7 protein-coding genes are annotated in these 3556 nt (G+C 34.9%); 1 reads left to right on the forward strand and 6 read right to left on the reverse strand.

The window, feature by feature from the left end; genetic code table 11:
* The 6 genes from tnpA (KCG35_RS23970) to KCG35_RS23995 all read right to left on the reverse strand — a co-directional run.
* Positions 1–373, reverse strand: a 373-nt coding sequence (tnpA, locus tag KCG35_RS23970; RefSeq protein ID WP_215822383.1) for an IS200/IS605 family transposase, incomplete at its 3' end; no start/stop codon positions are given.
* A 73-nt stretch (positions 374–446) separates the two neighbouring features.
* Complete coding sequence (locus KCG35_RS23975) at positions 447–614, reverse strand: hypothetical protein (RefSeq protein WP_215822384.1); 168 nt, start codon at positions 612–614, stop codon at positions 447–449.
* A 62-nt stretch (positions 615–676) separates the two neighbouring features.
* Positions 677–1291: a hypothetical protein gene (locus tag KCG35_RS23980; protein ID WP_215822385.1), complete on the reverse strand. Its 615-nt coding sequence runs from the start codon at positions 1289–1291 to the stop codon at positions 677–679.
* Positions 1292–1469: 178 nt separating this feature from the next.
* Entirely contained in the window at positions 1470–1712 is a 243-nt protein-coding gene (locus tag KCG35_RS23985; protein WP_215822386.1) for a hypothetical protein, read from the reverse strand.
* 172 nt (positions 1713–1884) lie between these two features.
* Positions 1885–2385: an RDD family protein gene (locus KCG35_RS23990; protein WP_215822387.1), complete on the reverse strand. Its 501-nt coding sequence runs from the start codon at positions 2383–2385 to the stop codon at positions 1885–1887.
* A gap of 66 nt (positions 2386–2451) precedes the next feature.
* Positions 2452–2826, reverse strand: coding sequence for a hypothetical protein (locus tag KCG35_RS23995; protein WP_215822388.1), 375 nt, complete (start codon positions 2824–2826; stop codon positions 2452–2454).
* Positions 2827–3103: 277 nt separating this feature from the next.
* Here KCG35_RS23995 and tnpA (KCG35_RS24000) point away from each other — a divergent pair, with 277 nt between their 5' ends.
* Positions 3104–3532 (forward strand): IS200/IS605 family transposase, encoded by a 429-nt coding sequence (gene tnpA, locus KCG35_RS24000; protein WP_215822389.1) that lies wholly within the window; start codon positions 3104–3106, stop codon positions 3530–3532.
* Positions 3533–3556: the final 24 nt, after the last annotated feature.

Consider the following 3556-nt stretch of genomic DNA (forward strand, 5'->3'; position numbering starts at 1 on the left):
ATTCTTTAATCATTTCTTCTGTAACTTCTCCTGACGTCACACAAAAATAGCCTCTTGCCCAAAAGTGACGCCCCCAATACCTTTTCCTTAAGTCTGGGTAACTTTCAAACAACTTGGCCGACGTTCGGCCTTTTATTCTTCGCATTATTTCACTCGGTGCAATATTTGGCGGTGCTGAAACTAACAAATGCACATGATCTTTGCTAATCACTCCTTTTAATATATCAATTTCAAATGCATGACAGGTCTGTCTTATTAAATCTCGAGCTTTAAACCCTATATCTCCTTTTAATACGTGATAACGATATTTCGTCACAAAAACAAAGTGATACTGAATCTTGAAAATTGTATGACTACCATATCTATACTCCATTACTATACTCCTACTACTTCATCAGCAGATTCAGAGTATCATAGCTAAAGCTAACCGGCTAAAGCCGATGGTTTTAACCTTTTAGGAGACTAATAAACTCATATTCAGAAGGTATAGCTAGCCGAATTTTTGGGTGGTTTTCAGAAACAACAACGTTATCATAGCCAACATATCGTTTTACAGGCGCGGCACATCCTGAAATAAATATTAACAAAACAACAGTCAAAATAGCTTTTTGCATAGCAAACCTTATTGAGTTACCACCAAGAATAGTTTCATTTGGCTAATCATTAGGATAGTTTTTTACTGACTCATTTTTCGGATAAGCTCATTTGCTTGTAGATCAAATTTATGTACCAAACCATCATCAACCACTCGTCCATCTACAAGCTTTTCACAAGGTATAAAAGATGTATAACTAATTGAAAACTGGTGGCTTTTCTCATCCGTCAGAAATGAGTCAAACAGTTTTCCCATTATACACGCATCAATAGTAACTTTTGCTTTGTCACTAGACTGTTTTCTAGCAATTAAATAAGTTGTGTAACTTATCCCATTTATTGTAACAGCACTACGGTTAAAGTAACTATTATCAGGTCTTCCCGCATTATAACTCATACCCTTTGGAGCATCGCTAAAACGAAAATGTAACACATTATCAATAAGTCCTTTATTATTCCTCTTACGAAATTGGAACCAGTCTTGATGCTCATAACTAATACCAGAAGCATCATCAAATTTAATTTCATTTTTACCTGAGCACTTATCAAATAGTTCATACCCATTAGGCACAACTAAACGTACTTTAGGATGATTCTCCGAAACAATAACATTCTCATGAGCTACGAATCGTTTTATCGGTGTTGCACACCCTGAAAAAAACACAGACAAAACAATAAGTAATAAGGCTTTCTTCATAACCAACCTTACTTAGTTACTTCCCAGTCACTAGTAAATCACGGAATAATAGCAATTATTATAGAGTTATCCAATATACATGAAAGCAGATACTGAGCTGGCTCAATATTAGAGTAAGGAAAAACTTTGAGGGTAAGAAAAGGTTATATTTTTAAGATTAATATCAAGTTAAATAACGCTAACTATCTCGCCTTAGGAAATAAATTGCGTTTTCAATGGCTTGCTTATCAGATAGTCTAGGGTTTTTATTTTTTTCGTGATTTAACAAGCGCTCTGCACGCTCAACATCACCGCGACAGAGTCCTACAAGCTCACTCATCACAGAATCTACTGCATACCCTGTACTCTTGCGGTTAAAAAGTTTTTTATACAGGAAAATGGATGTCACAAATAACAGAATGGCAATAATTACTAAATGCAAACTAATACCTTAACCTATTTCATTTCTACAAAATTCGAAAGATCAGATTTTATTAGTTTCACATACAATAAATCAATAGAGTAAAACTACTTAAAATACTTATAAGCTTGATCTATTGTTCTATCCAGTTTAATAAAAAAAGTTATCATTGATTATAGCCATTACCACTTTTTTATAAATTATTTTGTAAATCAATCACTTTCGTATTTGCTGCCAAGTCGTGCAAACAGCGTCTTTCATGGCCAAATATAAATGATGCATCAATCAACCATAAAACACCTAAAATTGCATTCCCGAACCAAAACAATATATAGCGAAAAAAAATCAAGGAAAGAAAATTAACTCTTCCACCATCCTCATAGTTTACAATTGATATTTTAAGTATTCTTTTACCAATTGTTTGGCCTCTCATGGACAAGAGATAAGTATTTATCCCTAATAATAAAGAGCCAACTATACACATATAATATAAAAAAACAGTATCTGGATCGTTCCAATAGTATTCATAAGAGTCAACTAACCATACTCCTAATACAATTAAGCCAACCAATATAACCTTATCTATAACCATTGCCCAAAAACGCTTTGATATCGAAGCAAGTTTACTTGCCTCCAAAGTGTTTTCTCGCAACTCAGCCCCAGGTGCTTGGTAAATATCACTACTCTTCATCATTTATCAGCCTATGCAAATACCTCTATAAAATTAATACAACTTTGACCATAGTAAATCTTTCAAGCGTTACGACTGATATCTTTTAGCAGACTTAACTTCTTCTACAACTTGTTTAAAGCGCTCAAAATCTTCTTCTTTTCTTGATCTTAATAGGCTAACTATTTGGTCACCAGTTTCATCTGAGCCTTTATGTAATGCTCTCAGCTCATACTTTTTCATGGTTAAAATTGCTAACACAAATCCTATTGCAAATAAGGCGTATCCTAGTAAATAAAAAATAGCCCAACCTATAGCAGAAAATAGAAAAGCAAAGGTAAATATTCTTATCAAATGGTCTTTGATTTTCATCTCAACTGCATATATCTCTAAGATCTTCTTAAGTTGGTAGGTATCTTTACCGATCACCAGCTTTCCATCACTAATCTCAATACTCTTAGACATACTCTTGACTCTGTGAAAGCAAAAAACCGCCAAATTATACCGATAAGTACATCACATTCAACTGCGCTAAATCAGCATTCCTTAATGCTATAGCACAACTCCACCGCTATTACCTTCAGTGGTTGATGAAAAGCTATACTAACGCGATGTTCGACTTTTATTAACAAATAAAAACCACGTCCTGTGGGCGTGGTCATCGTCGAAAGGCTATGCCTGAAGGATCTGCTCATGGTATCCATTACTTGGTTATCCCCATAACTAAGTAAAGGAAAAACGCATGAGCAGATTCGAAAGATTATCGCATGTTATATGGCACTGCCAATACCATATTGTTTGGGTGCCGAAGTATAGATATAGAGTGTTGACGGGAGCTGTAGCACAGGATGTGTACAGCGGTATACAGATATATAGCCAAAGGTTGAAATGTAGGGTTATAGAGTTAAATGTGCAACCAGACCATGTTCATTTGTTGATAAGCGTTCCACCAAAGCAGTCAATATCTGATTTAATGGGTAACCTAAAGGGACGAACAGCTATAAGAGTTTTCAAGCAGTTTCCCTATTTGAAAAAGAGGCCTTATTGGGGAAATCATTTTTGGGCGAAAGGCTACTGTGTGGATACAGTTGGTTTAGATGCAGAAATGATTAGAAGGTATGTTAAATATCAAGAAAAGCTTGAAAAGCAGCAAGAGAAATTCGACTTCTAATTAGTATTGGCTCTATATGGATTC

The organism is Zooshikella harenae, from assembly GCF_018837975.1.
Lineage (GTDB): Bacteria > Pseudomonadota > Gammaproteobacteria > Pseudomonadales > Zooshikellaceae > Zooshikella > Zooshikella harenae.

Coding starts and splice junctions, on each gene's coding strand:
- KCG35_RS23975 (WP_215822384.1), bottom strand. CDS start 614: ATGCAAAAAGCTATTTTGACTGTTGTTTTGTTAATATTTATTTCAGGA.
- tnpA (WP_215822389.1), top strand. CDS start 3,104: ATGAGCAGATTCGAAAGATTATCGCATGTTATATGGCACTGCCAATAC.
- KCG35_RS23995 (WP_215822388.1), bottom strand. CDS start 2,826: ATGTCTAAGAGTATTGAGATTAGTGATGGAAAGCTGGTGATCGGTAAA.
- KCG35_RS23980 (WP_215822385.1), bottom strand. CDS start 1,291: ATGAAGAAAGCCTTATTACTTATTGTTTTGTCTGTGTTTTTTTCAGGG.
- KCG35_RS23990 (WP_215822387.1), bottom strand. CDS start 2,385: ATGATGAAGAGTAGTGATATTTACCAAGCACCTGGGGCTGAGTTGCGA.